Raw genomic sequence first — 16,169 nt, forward strand, 5'->3', positions numbered from 1 at the left:
ATCAAGGTTAAATTAAAATCCTGCAAGTTCCTTTGAAAACTTAATAGCCTCTTCAAGCATTTGGGTTGTCACTTGGTGGCCAGTCATTTCAAAAAGTTTGAAGTCCAAGAGTTTCTTGTCTTCATAAACTTTTTCAACTTCATTGACAAAGGACTCTTGACCGGCTGGATCTATTACATCATCGTCTTCTCCATTATAAAGGACAAGAGGTCTGTCCTTAAAGGATTCTGGACTATCCATTGGGTTCATGTCTAAGAAGAATTCGTTGATCCTAAATTCTCTCTCGTCAATCTTGTCTTGGTTCTTAAGTTCATTTACTCCACGAACTAGCTCTTTCCAATTATTTATTCCATTGAAGATAAATGCCATCTTAAGATCCTTCTTAAAGGCATAAAGACCTCCAGCAGTTATGGCTCCCATGGAGTGACCACCCACTGCGATTTCATTTCCCGGATAATTTTCTTCAATGTAGTTGAAGATGGAAGGTGCTTCCTCGATATTGTGCATAATCACTTTTAAAATATATTTACCTTCTACTTCCTTATCCTCGTGGTCAAGCTTTTCTACATTTCTCTCGCCATGGTATCTTGCTTCTGGAAGAACAACTCTATAGCCATAGGAGGCAAAAATATTTCCCCTAAAGATTTGCCTTTCCTTGTCTGATCCCCAGCCGTGATAAAAGACCAGGGTCTTATTGATTTCTTCCTTGGGCTCAATTATTATTGCAGGCACCTTACCTATCATGACTTCCTTTATATCTGAATAATTTGTTTTTAAATACTCCATAATTCACCTCTCCTACATTATAGCAAAGATATAAAAAATTTTTTGTGGAGTAACTTTAATTCCAATAAAAAAAGCAAAGAAATAAATTTTCCTTGCTTAAGTATTTTTTATTTAACTTCCCAAGTTGGTGGTGTGACTCCATTATTTTTTAAAAATTCGTTAGCTCTTGAGAAGGGCCTTGAACCAAAAAATCCTCTTGATGCAGAAAGTGGTGATGGATGAACTCCTTCTATGATTAAGTGGTTACCAGGCTTTATAAATTTTTTGCGGGCCTTGGCGTGGTTGCCCCAGAGTATAAAAACAAGTGGGTCTTCCTTCTCGCTAATTTTTTCTATGACTGCGTTAGTAAAAATCTCCCAACCAATCTTTGAGTGACTCATAGGTTGGTGGGCTCTAACTGTTAGAGTTGTGTTGAGTAGCATTATACCCTGGTCTGCCCAAGATTTTAAGTAACCTGTCCTTGGAATTTCAAGTCCCAGGTCAGACTTGAGTTCCTTGTAAATATTTCTAAGTGAAGGTGGTATTGCCACACCTTCTTTGACAGAGAAGGCAAGTCCATGGGCCTGACCCACATTGTGATAGGGGTCTTGTCCTAAGATTAAAACCTTGACGTCCTTATAGGCTGTGTAGTGAAAGGCATTGAAAATATCTTGAGCCTTTGGAAAAATTTCATAATGTTTGTACTCGTCGATTAAAAGTTTTCTAAGGTCCTTGTAGTAGTCCTTTTCAAACTCATCTTCCAAAATTTCTTGCCAATCATTTTTAAAAATCTCTTTCACAACTTACCTCCTGAAAAAGTCAAAGATACTCTTCTTTAGACTCGGATCGATTAACTCTTCAAGTTCCTTCCTGCTTTCATTAGTTGAGAAAATTACAAGCCTATCGCCCTTTTCAATTTTTGTATTCCCCCTTGGGATAACTGCAGAGTTGTCGTACCTAATTATCCCACCGATAATAATTTCCTTGTGGAGATTAATTTCTGATAGCTTCTTGCCAATGTAGACGAAGTCATCTGGAATTTTTATTTCATAAACTTGGGCCTTGCCACCAAACATGTAGTTGATGGACACCTTCATATCTGTGTTAATCGCCTTTATGATTTCATTAGCAACAATCACCCTGGGATCAATAACCCTATAGATTCCCAGGCTCTCCAAGATTGTGTCGTAGTTGTTGTCCTTTTGAATTACAATATTTTTTGAAATCCCATGACTCCTTGCAAGAAGTCCAAGGACAATGTTAAGTTCATCAGACTCTGTCATAGAAATGAATACACCATCTTTAGAGATGTCTTCTTCCTTAAAGATCTTGTCATTTTTCAGTTTTTTATTAACTACAAAGGCCCTGTTAATATTTCGCCTGTAGTTTTCAAATTTTTCCCTATCTGGTTCAAGAATTTTTAAATTTATATTTTCAAGATTTGAGATAATCCTGTTGAAGTTGTAGTCACCCGATGCAATTACAACTTCTCTTTGGTCTTCTTTTTCCTTGATTTCAAAGTGAGCGTGTTTGAAGTTTCTTATGTCGAAGGAAAGACCCATTAGGTAGATGTAGTCGCCAGACTTTAGAACTGTTTCTCCATCAGGAACTATTAGTTCTCCCTCTCTTAGGATCCCAACAACAAGAATTGTGGAAAGGGATCCAATGTCCTTTATCTTTTGGTTTTCAAATTCCTCGTCCATGTCAATGTAGTGGCCTGTTACTTCTATCTTTCCCTTGCCAAAGTAGTCAGCCTCGTAGTACTCTGTAGACCCGATTAACTTTGTAACAAGTTTTGCAGTCTCGAGACTTAGATTAAATACATTTACAACGTTAGGAAGGGAATTTTTAATAATTCCTATTTCAGAAATATTTTCCATCTCATCAAGACGTAGAATGATTTTTACATCCAAGCCCTTGAAGATTGATGCCATGATTAGGTTGGTCTTGTCGCTATCTGTGGCAATGATAGCATAGTCGTACTTGCTCAAGTCATTGTTTATGACAAAGTCTTCTTCCAAGACATCTGCCCTTATTTTATTAACCTTATTTGTTATCTCTTCAAAGTTTTTCTCGTCTCTATCCACTAGGTCAACTTCAAACTTTTCAAGACTCAAGGTCTTGGCAATAGTTGAACCAACCTTTCCTGAACCTATAATTAAAATTTTCATTATAATTTAATAATTTCCTTTCTATGTCTTCCCCTAGTGAAAAGTGCCATTATTGTAAAGAATTCAAGTCTTCCTAAAAGCATAAGCAGGCTGAAGTAGAGCTTGAAGAAGTCGCTGTAAAAATGAAAGTTCTTCGTAGGACCTATGTCTCCAAAGCCTGGTCCAACGTTGGATAAGGTTGTAGCAACTGAAGAAAATCCTGTTATAACATCTACTCCTGATAGGGTTACAAGACCTGTGGATAGGACTGCTATAACAAAGTAAGTTCCGAGATAGGCATTTATACTTAGGACTACCTCATCAGACAAGGACTTCCCATCTGAAATAACAGGAAGGACTGCCTTGGGGTGCGTTGCCTTTTGCATTTCTCTCTTTATTAGCTTTAAGAGAATTGAAATTCTTACAACCTTAATTCCACCACCAGTTGATCCTGCACAACCACCAAAAATCATTAGGATTATCAAAATAAATTTTGAAAAACTTGGCCACAATTCATAGTCTGCATTGGCAAAACCTGATGTAGAAGAAATTGAAGTTACCTGGAAGGCAGAATCTCTAAAGGCCATGAAAAGTGATGAGTAGCCCTTGGAGAAGAGGTCTATTGTTATAAGGGCAATGGCTACAACAATTATAAGTATCCAAAGTTTTAATTCATCATTTTGTATAACTTCCTTGAATTTCTTTTTTGAAAGGAGGGCATAGATGGCGAAGTTTGTAGAGCTCAAGAACATAAAAATTGCCAGGATAAAGTGGACTGCATTTCCATTATAAGACATTAAAGAGTCGTTATAGGATGAGAATCCTCCAGTTCCTAGAACACCAAAAGTGTGGACTAGGGAATCGAAAACTGGCATGCCAGCAAGCTTTAATAAAATAAAAAGTGCTAGGGTTAAAATAATATAAATTATATATAGTCTCTTTGATGATTGAGAAATTCTAGACTCTATTTTTCCAGCAACTGGTCCTGGTGACTCAGCCTTAAAAATTTGAAAGGCTCCAACTCCAAGCTTGGGAAGGAGTCCAACAGTAAACACCAAGATTCCCATACCGCCAATCCAGTGGGTAATGGATCTCCAAAGGACAACAGACCTTGGGAAGGACTCTATGCCAGATATAACTGAGGCTCCAGTAGTTGTAAATCCAGATACAATTTCAAAGAAGGAATCAACGTAAGTCATACCTGCAGATATACAAAGTGGAAGCGCACCTATAATGGATACCAAGACCCAAGATGCTGTAACTGTTAAGATACCATCTCTTGGAGATAGAGAATTTTTCTTTATTTTTAAGTTAATTAAAATTAATCCCAAAAAGACTGCTATAGCCATTGGGATTAAAAAGCCATAGGAGGACCCATCTCTTTCAACTAGACTTAGTATAAGAGATGGGGCCATGAAGGCAGTTTCTATTAATAAAATATAGCCTAATAATTTGGAAATAAGCTTATAGTTCATCTTTCTTTCCTCGCTTCTTAATTGAATTAATTGCGTCCTTCAGTTTCCCCTCAGAAGAAAAAATCTTTTGAACCCTTGAAGCAACCTCGTGCATAGAGAATAATATTATCCTATCCCCTGACTCAAGGACTGTCTTACCATTAGGAACTAACATGCTTTGACCTCTTATGATAGAGACGATTAGTGTTCCGTCAGGTAGGCTAATGTCTTCTAGGGTGTGACCACAAACAAGCTGGCTGGCCCTAATCATTAGCTCAACGCATTCAACTTGACCATTTAAAAGTAGGTGTAGAGCAAGGGAGCTCTTACCCCTTATTTCCTTTAGCATTTCTGCTGCTGTAATATAAGATGTGTTAAATACTGCATCTATGTCAAGCTTGTCTAGGACCTTGTCGTAATTTGTCCTGGAAATCTTGGCAACAGACTTATAAATTCCACTTTGCTTTGCCACAAGACTCATGAGGAGGTTGGCCTCATCAATGCCTGTTGCAGCAACAAAGGAATCATAAGTGTGGACCATTTCTTCTTCAAGTATGGCAATGTCTGTTCCATCTCCATTTATAATATTAGCTCCTGGAACCATGTCCTTTAGCTCAAGGCATCTTTCCTTATTTATTTCAACAATAGTAACATCTATATTTTCCTTTAAAAGAAGCATGGCAAGGTAAAGGCCTGTCTTTCCTCCACCAAGAATCATGGTACTTCTAAGGGCTCTTGTCCTATTTACACCTGTGTGGTCCTTGTCAAAGGCTTCGATGTTTTCAGACTTGCCTGCAAGGATTATCACGTCATTTTCTTCAAGGACAGTACGACCATTTGGGATAATGGCATCTCCACTTCTTGAGATAGCAGCTATAAGAAGGTCATTAATGTTATCAATATCCATGATTTTTTTGTTAACAAAGCTTGGGTCATTGCCTATGTTAAATTCAACAAGGGATACTTTTCCACCAGCAAACTCATCGGAGTAAAGTTGGTATCTCTTCATTAGGTATTTGAAAATTGACCTTGCCGTTGCATTGTCAGGGTTTATAATCTTATCTATTTCTAGCTCTTCTGATATGAAGTCAAGGTGCTTTCTGTACTCAGGGTCTCTTACCCTTGCAATGGCATACTTAGCACCAAGCTTTTTGGAAATCGTACAAAGGATAACATTAGCTTCGTCATTTGTTGTAGTTGCAACAACATAGTCAAATAGAGAAATATCAAGTTCTTCTAAGACACCAAAGTCCAAAGCATTTGCACAAATACTAAAAACATCTAATGAGTTTGATATGTTTTCAATTACATCTTCATTGTTGTCAACTACAGTAACCTCATAGTCTTCATCTATCAATGCAGCTGCAAGTCTATATCCTAATTTTCCGGCGCCTACAACTAAAGCCTTCATATATTCCTCCTAAAAAATCGCATCTAAATTTATTTCAAATTCGTAATCTGGGTAGATGGATTTTAATTTATCTTTTATCTCTTTTTTCAGAGCATCCTTTCCTTCTCTCTTCTTTACAGAATCAGCATTGTAATCAATGTCTATATAAATTCTCTTGTCCTCAAGGACTATGTCATGGAAGGAGTAAATGTTAAGTGACTCCCTCACAATTTTTTTAAGATCTTTAGAAATAGAATTAATAATCTTGCTTCCACTTCCTCTTGGTTCTGGATGAATTATTAACCTTATCCCAAGTAAGTCAGAGACTTCCCTCTCAACCTTGTCTACAATATTGTGAGCTTCTTCTAAGGTCAAATTATAATCTAAAACTGCATCAATAATTACAACTATATTGTCAGGTCCAAAGTCTGTCGCCATAATATTGTGGACATTGGATATGCCCTCGTAAGTGGAAACCTTGGACTTTATCTCGTGCTTAGTCTCGTCACTAAGTCCACGTCCAAGTATAATTGAAATCGTCTCGTATATAAGTGAGATGGCTGTGTACAAAATAAATAAGGCGACTATTAAACCAACATAGCCATCCAAAATTTTTCCTGTGAATTTTTCTATAATAATTGAAATAATTACAACAGAAGTTATAAGAGTATCACTTAGTGAATCCTTCTCTTGGGCCTTTAGGGTTACAGAGTCAATCTTTCTTGCAACCTTTGAATAAAGTGAAGCCTGCCAAAATTTTATTGCTAAAGTTAAAATCAAAGTCACAAGTGTGAACTTTGGATAGTAAATGGCAACAGGGTGAAGGATCTTTCCAACAGAAGTTTTCAAAAATTGAAAACCAACGGAAAGTACGATACCGGAAACTACAAGAGAAATCAAATACTCAAGTCTCCCATGACCATAGGGGTGGTCCTTGTCTCTTGGTTTGGCAGCAAGTCTTATTCCAAAAATAGAAATAATAGAGCTGACACAGTCTGTGATATTGTTAACTGCATCAGACAAAATTGAAATTGAGCCAGTAAAGATATATAAAACTACCTTTAAGAGGGCTACAAGTATATTTGATATAAGTCCGAGAAAGGATGTCTCCTTAGAGATTTTTGCCCTATCATAACCATAGGCTGACTCTCCCCTCTTTAAAATAAGTTTTGTGAACATTTATCCTCCATAATTTATAATAATAAAAATAGGCCAAAAGCCCACTTACTTAGATTTCTTAAATTACATTCATTATAACACTAGTGAATACCTAATAAAAGGAAAAGAAGTTAGCTATATTCTTTAGAAAAGCTCAAAAAATATAAAAATAAAAAATGCACCAGTTTTATCCGGCACATTTTCTAATCTTATTTTAAATAAATTTCTTAAGTTGTGGAAGTAGTAAACCTTCTGCAACTTCTTCTGCTTTTTCCTTTGATACTAAAACTTCAACTAGCTTAACTCCAAGTAAGATTGCAAGAGCAGGTCCCATAGCTGTAATTATATTTTCTTCAACAACTACTGCCTCGTCTTGTGGGTCCTTAACCTTTAATCTCTTTTCAACTCCTGGGTAGCAAGTGAACTTTCCATCTTTTAAAAGTCCTGCTGCATCAAGAACTTGTGGACCTGCACAAATTGCTATTACTTTTCTCTCTTCATCATTAAAGACATTGGCGCACTCAAGAACTTTTTTGTCATTCATGAGATTTGTAGCACCAGGTTGACCTCCTGGGATATACATTGCCCTGTAGTCTTCGATGTTAATTTCATCAAAAACCTTATCAGCAAGAACTGTAACACCGTGAGCTCCCTTTACTTCAAGTCTGTCCTTAACTGAAACTGTGTCAACCTTTAAGTCAGCCCTCCTAAGGATATCAACAATTGTAAGAGCTTCAATTTCTTCAAAACCTTCTGCCAAAAATACCAATAAATCTTTCATAATGACCTCCTATTTGTTCATAATAGAATCCACTGCATTTATAATTGCAGACCTAAACCCATCCTTTTCTAAAGATTTTACTCCCTTAATAGTTGTGCCTCCAGGTGTTGTAACTTGATCCTTTAGTTCACCTGGATGAATACCAGATTCTCTCACCATTTTTCCTGATCCTGCTACTGCTTGAGATATAACCCTGTAGGCCATGTCCCTTTTCATACCGTAAGAAACTGCTGCATCTGCTGCTGCTTCAATGTACATATAGACATAGGCAGGCATACAACCTGAAACTGCTTCATAAATTTTTATATTTTTTTCTTCCACAAGTTCAGTTTCTCCAAAGCTAGATAAAATTTTTCTTATTTCACTAACTTCTTCTTCTGAAATATTTTTTCCAGGGCAAATTCCTGTCATAGAATTTAAAATTTTTGCCGGCGTATTTGGAAGTGCCATCATAAGTTTTTTATTTGGAAGGCACTCTTCAAGTTTTTTAAGATCAAAGGCTGAAGTAATAGAAATAATTATTTTATCCTTTACTTCATCTTTTATTGTCTCGATTAAAGGTTCATAAGCGTAGGGCTTAACTGCAAGTATAATTGCATCTGCCCCCTTCACTACATCTACTTCTGATTCAACTACTCTTGCTGCTTCCTTTATCTTAAAGGCGTCTCTCTTATCTTTATTTCTGTCGTAAAGAAAAGTTTCTATATCATTATCTAAAAGACCATGTGCCATGGCAGCACCCATGTTACCAAGGCCTATAATTCCCATCTTCATCACATCACTCCTTAAGTAGATTATACACGATATTCTTTAAAAATTCATTTTTGTGCTATAATTTAATAAGGTGATTTCATGAAAAAAATTTCTATTGCAAAGTTATTTTTAACTTTTTTTAAAATAAATGCCATAACCTTTGGTGGCGGCTATACAATTGTCCCTGTTATAAAGGACATTTTTGTATCAGACTTAGAACTAATCGAAGAGGACGAGATGATGGATATAGTTGCCATCTCCCAAGGTGGACCTGGAGCCATGGCAATCTCTTGCTCAGTCCTAACAGGTTATTACTTAAGAGGACCTTTAGGAGCAATAACTTGTCTTGTGGCATCATCCCTTCCCTGTCTTATAATCTTATCAATAATTTCAAATTTCTACCAAGAATTTAAGTCAAACTTCTTTATCAACGCAGCTTTAGAGGGAATAAGTGGCGTTATCTCTGCAGTTTTATTCATCACCGTAGTCCGCATGGGGATTTCTTCTTACAAGAACAACCCCCGTTTTAGCATAGTCATGATTATCTTAGTCTTCCTAGTTGCCTTTTTCACAAATATCAACACAGGACTAATAATTTTCTTCTGTGCCCTAGCAGGAATTTCTTATTTTAGCGTCATGGAGAGGTACAAAAATGCTTGATTTATTTTTAATTTTCTTTAAAATTGGTTGCTTCGCCTTTGGTGGCGGCTACGCAGTCATCCCCTTGATTTCAAAATACGTTGTAGAAGAAAATGCCTGGATCTCCACAAGAGAATTTATAGACTTAATTTCTATTTCGCAAATGACTCCAGGTCCCATTGCCATTAACTCGGCAACCTTTGTTGGACAAAATGTCTATGGAATCCTTGGTTCTATACTTGCAACAACAGGACTAGTTCTTCCTCAGTTTATTCTCATGATGATCTTGGGCTACTTCCTATTTAGCAAGGGCAAAAAATTTAAAATCATGGACTACTCCCTCCTTGGTATCAAGGCAGGAGTCGTGTCCCTTATCTTTATAACAACCTTAAAGCTCTTCCAATCATCAGTCTTTCCTGAAGGACTTAAGCTCCAATGCATGAGCCTGGCAGCGTTAATTTCCTTTGTTCTTGGTTTTCTTTTATACCTAAAAAAAATAGACCTATTTAAACTAATAGGCCTCGGTGCAGTGATTGGGATTGGTGTCAAATATGCCTTGACCTTTATGTAAAATAAAACTCCTTGGTTTTTTCCAGGGAGTTTTTGCTTGTAATTTTTATTTTTCAAATTAAATTTCTTGGATATTAATTTCACTTTATATTTTTATTATAGATTAAAAATTTTTTATAACTTTAAAATATGCACTCATCAATTAAATCTTTTCCCTTTAATTCATCCACCCACTCTTTTGGAAAGTTATCAAAACCATAAATAATTCCTGCTAATCCACCAGTAACAGCTCCAGTGGTGTCTGTGTCGTCTCCAAGATTTATTGCCTTTAGGACAGCTTCCTTGTAAGAATTTGTATTTAAAAGACACCAAAAAGATGCTTCTAGAGTGTGGAGGACAAAACCTGTTGACTGGATTTCGTCTTCGGGTTTGTTTTTTATGTGGTTAAGTCCAAGCTCTTCTAATTTCTCGCCAGCAATCAACTTCCTCGCAAGATGAACATAATCAAGGCAGGCCTTTTTAGAAATTTCGTGAGCGTGGGTGATGCTTGATACACTTTCAATCTCTTCATCCCTTGCATCAGTAAAAGCTAAAGGCAAGATCCTCATAAGAGACCCATTGCCATTGGCATAAAAATCATCAATCCCATGACCTTCTGTCAGGGCTTCTCTTGTTGTTATCCCCACATCAAAAGTTTCTCCATGACAAGCGAACTTTCCTTCAAAGAGCCAGGCCTCAAAATTTTTTCTTATATCTTCAAGGTCAATTTTATTTTTATCCTTTATTGACTTACAAGTTGCAAGAGTCATACTGGTATCGTCAGACCAGGTCCCAGAAACTTGATTCCAAGTTCCAAAACCCACCATGCCTGTGCAAGTAAAGGTCCCCCTCTTTTTAAACTCAAAGGGAACTCCAAGAGCATCAGCTATGGCGAGTCCATAAATTCCATCCCTAAGCTTAGACATAAAAACCTCCTTTTTAATTTGCTTTAATAAATTGTTAAATCAATTATATTTATTTTTTTCATAAAAATAAAGACTCCCATGAGGAAGTCTTATGAATAAATATTTTAATTTCTTCTGTCTATAAAAAAGATTATTAACTTGTCGTCGTCAATTTTGGCTAGGAGCCTATAAGCACCAATCCTATACCTCCAAACCCCTTTGAAGTTGCCAGTGAGGGCCTTGCCATAAAGTCTTGCGTTTTGACAACCAATAAGATTGCCATCCATCCAATTTTTTATAAGTTTTTGTGACTGCCTATCAAGTTTTTTAAAAGACTTGTCAAACTTTTTTGTGGTTCTTACTTGGTAAGTCATAGGTCAAGCTCTTTAAATAAATCTTCAATAGGTCTAGTTTCAACTTCGCCCCTAGCTTCTCTTTCAAGAAAGTCCTCAGCCACCTTCATGTCGAACTCATCTTCAAGCTTCTCTTCCATCAATCTCTTAAAAAGAGTAGAGAGTGGTTCGCCCATAAGGTCAGCATAAGCAGTAAAGGCCTCTCCTCTTCAGCGTTTAATCTAACAGATACAGTTTTCATATCCATAACCTCTAAGGTAATTGTATTACATTGTTCAAGCCTATAATTTTTTATAAACTTAATCTTCATGGATCACAGCAATTGGCTTTGCATAATAAACAAAAATCATTGCATCATATAAATCTTTTGGAACTTCCTTCACCCTATAAGACCTTGGCATGAATTTCATAAGTGGAGAATATCCTTCGCCCAGACTTACCATGTTGATTGCTTTATTTATAAGGTCAAAAGTTTCCCCTTCTTTAACTTTTGTAAAATCTAAATAATATTTTCCTTTAAATTTTCTCGCACTGTAAGCTAAAGGATCAGCAGATACAAAGCCATGGTTTGACCTCTTATTATCTGGACCAACTTCGTTTATATTTACAATTCCCTTATAAAAGTCTGTCCCAATAATAAAATATTTTTCTCCAAAAATTTTCTTTAAGTGAGACCCCATTGGCTCATAAAACTTTTGACTTTTTGCAATATGACCATTGTGTCCAGAAATTAAAAGCATCTTATTTCCCTTTGCCTTTTCAAAATCACTTATCCACTTAACATTTCCAGCCATAAGCTCATCTCTAACATTATTTACTTTTACATAGTCATTAAAATCTAATTCGTAATATTTTACGCTGTCCAAGACATTTGTTATCGCTCTTGAAAGAATTTTTGCATCTGGAGAAGATAGGGCGTCCGCATAAGCTTTTATCTCTAACAACAAAGCTTCCTTATCTTTTATCTGTGAGATTTTAAGTTTTTCATCTTTAATAAAAGAAAAGTCTTTTTCCAAATCTCTTTTTTGTAAAATATTATTTTCCTTGCAAAAATCTAAAATTACCTCCATAGATTTTTCTGGATTTTGCATGTCAAAGCCGTAAAAAGAAAGTTTGTCCTCATCCTTTGCTTTTTGGTTGTAGTCAAACATATAATTTATAAGATCACTCATATTCTTTGTGTGATAAATATTAAAAGAAAAAACATTAGAAATATTTTCATCTCTTTTGTTCCCATGAATGTAATTATTTATTATCATTCCTTCGCCAAAATCAGCTTCAATAGCAAAGCTCTTTAAATTATTTTTTTCAACTAAAGTCTTTAAAACTTCTAATTTTAAATCTTGAAAATCAGAATTTCCATGAGTCGCTTCCCCTAGTCCAACAACTTGTATACTGTCATCTAAATTTATTTGGCTTACAGCTTTGCCATAGTCTTCTATATCAGATATGTTTTTCCTTGCACTTAACTTTGGGAGATTAATCCACAAAAAATCTCCAATCCCTATAAGAATAATAAGGGATACTAAAAAAATTAAAATCCCTTTAAATATTTTCTTTATCATTTTCTCACCTTCTCTACCAAATTATATATATTAAAAACATAAAAATAAAGACTCCCCTAAGGAAGTCTTTAAGTCTATCTTTTATTAAAGAACTGCTTGTGCTGCTGTTATGATAGCTAGTGCGTAAGCTTCGTCTTCTACACAACCTCTTGAAAGGTCGTTTACTGGTGCGTTAAGTCCTTGTAGGATTGGACCTACTGCCTTGAATCCACCAAAGTATTGTGCAAGTTTGTAGCCAATGTTTCCTGCTTCAATGTTAGGGAAGATAAATACATTTGCGTGACCTGCTACTTTTGAATCTGGTGCTTTTTTCTTTGCAACTCTTTCGATGAAGGCTGCATCAAATTGAAGTTCTCCGTCAACTGCCATTTCAGGATTTCTTTCTGCTGCCATCTTAGCTGCTTCTGCTACCATTGTTACTCTTTCGTGAGAAGCTGATCCGTGAGTTGAGAAAGAAAGCATTGCTACCTTTGGATCGATACCAAATTGTTTTGCAGTTTCATTTGATACTACTGCAACTTCTGCTAGGCCTTCTGCATCTAGATCTGTGTTAATAGCACAGTCTGCCATTAGGTAAAGTTCTTCATTTCTAATCATAATGAAGGCACCTGAGCATCTCTTGTAGCCTGGTTTAGTCTTGATAATTTGAAGAGCTGGTCTTACTGTATCTGCAGTTGTGTGTGCTGCACCTGATACAAGTCCCTTAGCTTTTTCCATATATACAAGCATTGTACCAAAATAGTTGTGGTCCTTTAGGATTTCTGCTGCTTGTTCTTCGTTAACTTTTCCCTTTCTTCTTTCTACGAAAGCCTTAACCATTTCGTCTTTTCCTGCATAAGTTTCTGGATTAAGGATTTCAAGATTTCCAAGTTTAACGCCTTCTTTTTCTGCAAGAGCTTTTAGTTCTTCTTCGTCTCCAAGAACGATTGGCTTAATGTCTCCTTCGTCGTTAAGTCTAATTGCTGCTCTTAAGATTCTTCTGTCGTTTCCTTCTGGAAATACTATTTCTGGTTTTGATTCTCTAACTTTTACTTTTAATTCTTCTATTAGTGCCATAATTTCCCCCTAATTTCTATTAATAAATAATATTATATATCTAATGAAAAATAATTTAAAGTGAATAAGCTTTAAAACTTACGTCTTCTATCACTTGATTTAGTCTAACTGAATCTGCAACGAGTTTTGCAAGAAGATGATGCTTCATTGTGTGGACTCTTAAAACTTCTACACCCTTGTAAGCTCCTATAGTTGTAAGAGCTGCTGATGCTTCGTCTCTGTTTTCAAATCCTTCTTCATTGTTGCCATCAGCGTCAATCTTGTTTTCACTTAAAATATTTGTGATAAATCTCTTTCTTGAAACTCCAAGGAAGGTGAAGCATCCCATTTCTCTTAGGACGTCAATCTTATCAATCAACTTTAAGTTTTCCTTTTTTGTAAGGGCAAAGCCAATACCTGGATCAAGCATAATTCTTTCTCTTGCAATTCCATTTTTTTCTGCACGTTCAAGGGATTTTGACAAATATTTTTTCATAACTTCCACAACATCCATGTCCTCAAAGGATTTTAATTCTTCTTCAGTGAAGGCTCCTTCGCCACCAAAGGATGGGAAGTTGGCGCTGGACTTGTGGTTAGGTCTTGCAATCTTTGGATTAAACATCAAGATTGCACCAACGTCACTCTTGCCCACTACTTCTGCCATTCTTGGATCTCCCATAAAACCTGTGATGTCATTTACAAAGTCAACACCTGCTTCAATTGCTGCTTCAGCAACGTCAGCCTTCCATGTATCAATAGAAAGAGGCACATCAGTCTTTGTCTTTAATTCCCTTATAACTGGAACAACTCTTTCTATTTCCTCTTGAATTTCTACATAGTGTGAGCCTGGTCTTGTTGATTCGCCGCCAAGGTCTATCATGCCAGCTCCAGCTTCTGTAAGTTCAAGGGCCCTATTGACAGCCTTGTCCTTGCCATACCACTTGCCTCCATCAGAGAAGGAGTCCGGTGTAACATTTACAATTCCACAAAGAATAGTTTCTCCGCCAGATTCTAAAACTTTATCCTTGTATTTACAAACTAAATTTTTCATAATTCACTCCAAATTTTATTTCTTTCAATTAAATATCTATAATTCTTTAGCCAATAGATATTTTATGACTTGTCACTACTTAAAGCAAATAGTTTTTACTTGGCGTAGTACAAAAGGACTCCGTCATCAGACCACTCAAAGTCAGCCTTGCCTATGGCCCTTAGGTGTTCAAGATGGGCGTGGGCTTCGCCAGCTGCGAAAAACTTTTGCGTGTTTGGAAATTCAGAAAAGTCTCTTGCCCTCATATCCCAAGACATGTTCATGGCAATGTCCCTAACAGTGCACTTGCCCTTTTCCTTTAAAGTCTTATAGGCTTCATCAATCCTGTGTTGGTGGTGAGCCTTTAACTCGTCAATCCTCTTTGGCACATCTTCGATTAGAGCCCTGTGAGAAGAATACAAGTGATCAATTGGAAGGTCTCTTAGCTTTTCAATATTAATTAAGTACCTACCAAGGCTGTCGCCAACTGTAAAGTTCCAAAAAGTTATGTTTGGAGTAATATCTCCCAAGAGGTGGTCGCCGCAGAATAAAATTTTTCTGTCTTCTTCATAAAGTCCAACCATGCCAGGAGTGTGACCAGAAAAATCCATCCCCTTAAAGGTAAAGTCTCCCACCTTTAAAATATAATTTGGATTAAAGGATACATAAGGAAACTCTGCCCTTGGTCTGTAAACAAAACCAGAGTGCTCTTCGATTTTTAAATTGTCCTCTTCAAGGCCTTGGATGTGAGTAGTCTCCATAACTTCCTTCCATCTCTTTGAATTAGCATCAGCCATAGAAGACATCATCCTGTAGTCAATATCCCCCATGTAAATTTCAATGCCAAGCTCTTCATGAAACCATGAAGCAAGACCTGTGTGGTCAGAATGAAGGTGGGTCAAGAATAAAATTGTCTTGTCATAGTCCACTTCCATGTCCTTCATAAAAGAAAGCATCTCACTTTTAATTTCTTCAGTGTTAAAACCTGTGTCCACAATCATGGTCTCGCCCTTAGACTTAACCATGTAAATGTTGATACTCTTTAGGGGGTTGCCCTTAAGTGGAATAATTTTACAATAAACGCCATCTGAAAGTTTTTTAATTTGTGACATATTTCCTCCCATTGCTCATTTCATGTATAATAAATACGAGGTGAAACATGAGCGATTTTTTATTAAAACTATTTAAAGTTGAAAGCATTAACAAACTGCCTATAGATAGATTATACCCCATTGTAGAAGCTTTAGACCATGACCAGAGAAAGCTCATCGCAAGTTCTTATGAACTTAGACTTGAAGGACTAAGCGAGAAAGAAGAAATTGATGCAATCCACGAAACAATCTTAGCAAAGTTTAAAGACACACTCCTTTCCTTTGACGAGAAGGAGCACAAGTCCTTCTACGACTTTTACACGGGCGCCGTAGACTACGGCGATGAAAATGTCTACGTCAACATGAAAAAATTCACAAGCCTAGGACTGATGTATCTCTTCCTATCAAAAACAGGAGGCTACTTTAACTTCGTAATACCTGTGGAGTTAATAGAAGAATATGAAAGACTCTTAAAATCTTCGTGAAAAATTATTAACTTGTTAATAAAAAATACTAACTTATATTTAATTATTAATTAATCATAAGTTAGT

18 protein-coding genes are annotated in these 16,169 nt (G+C 36.3%); 3 read left to right on the forward strand and 15 right to left on the reverse strand.

Annotated features, from left to right (window positions below; genetic code table 11):
- Positions 1-12: 12 nt before the first annotated feature.
- The 8 genes from M9426_RS04110 to proC form a co-directional block, all read right to left on the reverse strand.
- On the reverse strand, positions 13-786 hold the full coding sequence (locus tag M9426_RS04110; protein ID WP_250342547.1) for a prolyl oligopeptidase family serine peptidase: 774 nt from the start codon (positions 784-786) through the stop codon (positions 13-15).
- A 107-nt stretch (positions 787-893) separates the two neighbouring features.
- Positions 894-1,565 carry a uracil-DNA glycosylase gene (locus tag M9426_RS04115; RefSeq protein WP_250342548.1) on the reverse strand — a complete coding sequence of 224 codons (672 nt, stop codon included), beginning with the start codon at positions 1,563-1,565 and terminating at the stop codon, positions 894-896.
- Between the two features lie 3 nt (positions 1,566-1,568).
- The gene (locus M9426_RS04120; RefSeq protein WP_250342549.1) at positions 1,569-2,936 is read right to left on the reverse strand and encodes a TrkA C-terminal domain-containing protein; all 1,368 of its coding nucleotides are present in this window, start codon (positions 2,934-2,936) and stop codon (positions 1,569-1,571) included.
- Positions 2,936-4,390 carry a TrkH family potassium uptake protein gene (locus M9426_RS04125; RefSeq protein WP_250342550.1) on the reverse strand — a complete coding sequence of 485 codons (1,455 nt, stop codon included), beginning with the start codon at positions 4,388-4,390 and terminating at the stop codon, positions 2,936-2,938. Before M9426_RS04125 ends, M9426_RS04120 begins: the two co-directional genes overlap by 1 nt.
- The gene (gene trkA, locus M9426_RS04130; RefSeq protein WP_250342551.1) at positions 4,380-5,780 is read right to left on the reverse strand and encodes a Trk system potassium transporter TrkA; all 1,401 of its coding nucleotides are present in this window, start codon (positions 5,778-5,780) and stop codon (positions 4,380-4,382) included. The genes M9426_RS04125 and trkA overlap by 11 nt, the downstream gene beginning before the upstream one ends.
- A 9-nt stretch (positions 5,781-5,789) precedes the next feature.
- The gene (locus M9426_RS04135) at positions 5,790-6,938 is read right to left on the reverse strand and encodes a cation diffusion facilitator family transporter (RefSeq protein ID WP_250342552.1); all 1,149 of its coding nucleotides are present in this window, start codon (positions 6,936-6,938) and stop codon (positions 5,790-5,792) included.
- A gap of 193 nt (positions 6,939-7,131) precedes the next feature.
- A complete protein-coding gene (locus M9426_RS04140; RefSeq protein WP_250342553.1) occupies positions 7,132-7,698 on the reverse strand; it encodes a DJ-1 family glyoxalase III in 567 nt (188 codons plus the stop codon).
- A 9-nt stretch (positions 7,699-7,707) separates the two neighbouring features.
- Entirely contained in the window at positions 7,708-8,472 is a 765-nt protein-coding gene (gene proC / locus M9426_RS04145) for a pyrroline-5-carboxylate reductase (RefSeq protein ID WP_250342554.1), read from the reverse strand.
- Between the two features lie 78 nt (positions 8,473-8,550).
- Between proC and M9426_RS04150 the strand changes: the two genes are divergently transcribed.
- Both M9426_RS04150 and M9426_RS04155 read left to right on the forward strand, forming a co-directional pair.
- A complete protein-coding gene (locus M9426_RS04150; protein WP_250342555.1) occupies positions 8,551-9,111 on the forward strand; it encodes a chromate transporter in 561 nt (186 codons plus the stop codon).
- Positions 9,104-9,661, forward strand: a complete 558-nt coding sequence (locus M9426_RS04155) for a chromate transporter (RefSeq protein WP_250342556.1) — start codon at positions 9,104-9,106, stop codon at positions 9,659-9,661. The genes M9426_RS04150 and M9426_RS04155 overlap by 8 nt, the downstream gene beginning before the upstream one ends.
- A 121-nt stretch (positions 9,662-9,782) precedes the next feature.
- Here the strand turns inward: M9426_RS04155 and M9426_RS04160 are convergent, their stop codons facing one another.
- The 7 genes from M9426_RS04160 to M9426_RS04190 form a co-directional block, all read right to left on the reverse strand.
- Positions 9,783-10,565, reverse strand: a complete 783-nt coding sequence (locus M9426_RS04160; RefSeq protein ID WP_250342557.1) for an ADP-ribosylglycohydrolase family protein — start codon at positions 10,563-10,565, stop codon at positions 9,783-9,785.
- A 104-nt stretch (positions 10,566-10,669) separates the two neighbouring features.
- The gene (locus M9426_RS04165; protein ID WP_250342558.1) at positions 10,670-10,918 is read right to left on the reverse strand and encodes a type II toxin-antitoxin system RelE family toxin; all 249 of its coding nucleotides are present in this window, start codon (positions 10,916-10,918) and stop codon (positions 10,670-10,672) included.
- On the reverse strand, positions 10,915-11,073 hold the full coding sequence (locus M9426_RS04170) for a DUF6290 family protein (RefSeq protein ID WP_250342559.1): 159 nt from the start codon (positions 11,071-11,073) through the stop codon (positions 10,915-10,917). Before M9426_RS04170 ends, M9426_RS04165 begins: the two co-directional genes overlap by 4 nt.
- A 123-nt stretch (positions 11,074-11,196) precedes the next feature.
- The gene (locus tag M9426_RS04175; protein WP_250342560.1) at positions 11,197-12,462 is read right to left on the reverse strand and encodes an erythromycin esterase family protein; all 1,266 of its coding nucleotides are present in this window, start codon (positions 12,460-12,462) and stop codon (positions 11,197-11,199) included.
- An 84-nt stretch (positions 12,463-12,546) separates the two neighbouring features.
- The gene (gene pta / locus M9426_RS04180; RefSeq protein WP_060799874.1) at positions 12,547-13,518 is read right to left on the reverse strand and encodes a phosphate acetyltransferase; all 972 of its coding nucleotides are present in this window, start codon (positions 13,516-13,518) and stop codon (positions 12,547-12,549) included.
- Between the two features lie 55 nt (positions 13,519-13,573).
- Positions 13,574-14,548, reverse strand: a complete 975-nt coding sequence (gene folP / locus M9426_RS04185) for a dihydropteroate synthase (RefSeq protein ID WP_250342561.1) — start codon at positions 14,546-14,548, stop codon at positions 13,574-13,576.
- Positions 14,549-14,643: 95 nt separating this feature from the next.
- Positions 14,644-15,639: an MBL fold metallo-hydrolase gene (locus M9426_RS04190; RefSeq protein WP_250342562.1), complete on the reverse strand. Its 996-nt coding sequence runs from the start codon at positions 15,637-15,639 to the stop codon at positions 14,644-14,646.
- Positions 15,640-15,686: 47 nt separating this feature from the next.
- Between M9426_RS04190 and M9426_RS04195 the strand changes: the two genes are divergently transcribed.
- Positions 15,687-16,103 (forward strand): hypothetical protein, encoded by a 417-nt coding sequence (locus tag M9426_RS04195; protein WP_250342563.1) that lies wholly within the window; start codon positions 15,687-15,689, stop codon positions 16,101-16,103.
- Positions 16,104-16,169: the final 66 nt, after the last annotated feature.

Source organism: Peptoniphilus genitalis (assembly GCF_023614525.1).
In the GTDB taxonomy this organism is placed as follows: Bacteria; Bacillota; Clostridia; order Tissierellales; family Peptoniphilaceae; genus Peptoniphilus_A; species Peptoniphilus_A genitalis.